Annotated in this window: 1 protein-coding gene and 1 pseudogene; both read right to left on the bottom strand. The window is 31.2% G+C overall.

What is annotated here, in order from left to right; translation table 11 throughout:
- Positions 1-43 precede the first annotated feature (43 nt).
- Positions 44-375, bottom strand: a pseudogene (locus AVJ19_RS20895) (transposase); the annotation flags it as partial.
- A gap of 176 nt (positions 376-551) precedes the next feature.
- A complete protein-coding gene (locus AVJ19_RS20890) occupies positions 552-1,730 on the bottom strand; it encodes a replication initiation protein (RefSeq protein WP_111861408.1) in 1,179 nt (392 codons plus the stop codon).
- Positions 1,731-2,561 lie beyond the last annotated feature (831 nt).

The raw sequence follows: 2,561 nt of genomic DNA, 5'->3' as shown, positions 1-2,561 counted from the left end.
GGGAGACTTTCAGCAGCTTAGCTTGCTTAGATACTGAAATCTAAAGTGAGTCGTCGATTAACTTTTGTGGTTGAAGCGGCCCAGTTTCTTCAACACACCTTCTAAAAAATCAATTTCTAATGCCTGCTCACCGATTTTTACATGTAACTTTTTAAGATCAATGGGGGGTTCTGATGGAGCTTTTGATTGATCGAAAGCTTGTGAGGAAGCTGAGATCAATTGATTTTTCCAGTCAATAATTTGGTTTTGATAAACATTAAACTCAGAACTCAATTCAGCATGTGTTTTTTCTGCTTTGATCGCAGCAAGTGCTACCTTAGCCTTAAAGTCGTTTGAATGATTTCTTCTTGGTCTACGTGCCATAAAATACTCCATATATTGATGTTTATAACATCATTTGAGGAGCAGAATATCAATTATAGGAGTTGTTCAAATTTCCGGATCCATCTCTGTTGAAATGAACGTTCAATATAACTGTTTTACTAATTAAAGTTATAAGTGGTTTCTTTAACTAAGAATAGCCGATAAAAGTGTAGCAAGTTGCTACACTCCTAGATAATATCCTTTCCGAAAATTTCATTTAGACGATCCTTGATGTCTTCCACAAATTTACTATCAGTTTTCAATTTATTTTTCATTTTTCTCTTAAAGTCACTTAAGCTCATTCCAACTTCAGCAAAATCCATTTGAAATAATGAATCATTGATAACAACGTTTGCTTGAGAGTCTGTGAGGCAACCTACAGTCTTAAACCACTTTTCAAGCTGTAAATAATTAGCATCATCATTAAAAATATACCATGAACGTACAGTGGTATCGAATTTTGCACCTAGATCTTTTACCTCAGCATTATCTTCAAATGGAACATCTAAGTAGATCTTTAATTTTTCGGCCTTTTTATTTTCAATTACAGGCTTTTCAAAACCACGATGATGTAGTTTAAATTTTACGCCTACAATAGGGCGTCCTTTTTTAATTGTTTCATATTCTAACTGTAGATCGGTGTTTTCATTAATTTCAGCTACAATTTTATCTAATACATAACGTCGAAAATCGACCCAACGGTCATATTTAGTTTCATTTATATCAATTAGAGCTCTGAGATTCTCTAATAATAATGGAACTTCGTAGATTTCTTGAGTCTTAAATTTGAATTCGTTTTTTATGAAATAGGTATAAAGACTCATACTTGCAACTGAATCTAGAGCAAATAAATGTTTTAGTTGGTATGTAGTAAAATTACCACCAGCTAATTGAGTAAAGTAAGGTAATACTTCACTGGTAAATCTGATTTGAAGTGCATTCTTTGAATCATCTTCCCATCTTAACTCACGGATAATAGGGACAACCGAGTGAACTCTTTTAGTCTTTTTCTTTATATCATCTACAGGTTCTTCAATTACAAAGTGCGCCACACGGGATGAAAGTTCTTTGTAAATTCGATCAATGGCTACATTAATTGAATTTCGCTTACTTAATCCCAGTAATTCAGCTAAATCATCTTTATACAGATAGATGTATGTTTGTTCACTAATCTCTTTATCGATATGATTCTTCTCACCGTAATTGGCAACAGCCATCGCATATAAAAGTGCTTTATATTCATTCGCTGACAATTCAATAGGTCGTATCAAACGATTGCTAGTACTTACAACCCCATTGTGACGAATATTACCTATGCAGTACGGGATTGAATCCAGCTCTTCTTTGTTATGGCTTAGTTCTGACATAAAGTGTATTAACTATTTTAAGTGTGCTTAACTTGATTATGCATGTTATATAAAAAAGTGGAAAAAGATTCAACACTTTCACCTAAAAAAACCTAAGGTGGAATACTTGTCACCAAATTTAGGTAAAAATCCATTAAAGTGGAAATATATTTTTAAATTCCACTCCAAGATGACAAACACTCCACTTTTAGATGTTTTTGATTCTTTATAGAAATACGGATTGATGAATAAACACCCATAATGGATTTTAAATAATCAATTAACCTATTTCGATATGACAAGTTTTCCACCTTTAAAAACGCAGATCACTGAAAAAAAATATCGAGTTTAGTCATAAGAACAAAATATCTGCATTCTAGGGTGAGTGCGTGAAATTCTTTCCACTCTTAGATCAATGAATATATCAAAAAATGGTGTAGTAAAAAAAAGCCTTGCAACTTTATCCACAATATTATTTTTGTAAGTGATTTTTTTTCCACTCTTGCACTTAAATTCATTAAGTTATCAACATCATAAATAATTGTTTTATATATTTTTTAAATGATAATACATATATTTTATAATTAACAGTGAAAAACATTCCACCATAGTGACAAATACTCCACTTTTAAGTGACAAATACTCCACTTTACAGTGACATATATTCCACTTTTAAGTGATCATCTTTCCACTTATAGAAGACAACTCTTCCACTTTAAGATGACAAACCCTCCACCTTAAAGCTGATATGGTATTGTTTTTAAATGAAAAATATCAACTTAATTATTAATTAACTTAATTATTAATTACTATTAATTATTAAATAAGCTAGCTATATAAAACTTTAAATTT

The sequence above is a fragment of the Acinetobacter sp. CFCC 10889 genome (genome assembly GCF_003268395.1).
GTDB lineage: Bacteria > Pseudomonadota > Gammaproteobacteria > Pseudomonadales > Moraxellaceae > Acinetobacter.
The sequence above is the reverse complement of the archived record's forward strand: the minus strand, read 5'-3'. Positions and strand labels throughout refer to the sequence as shown.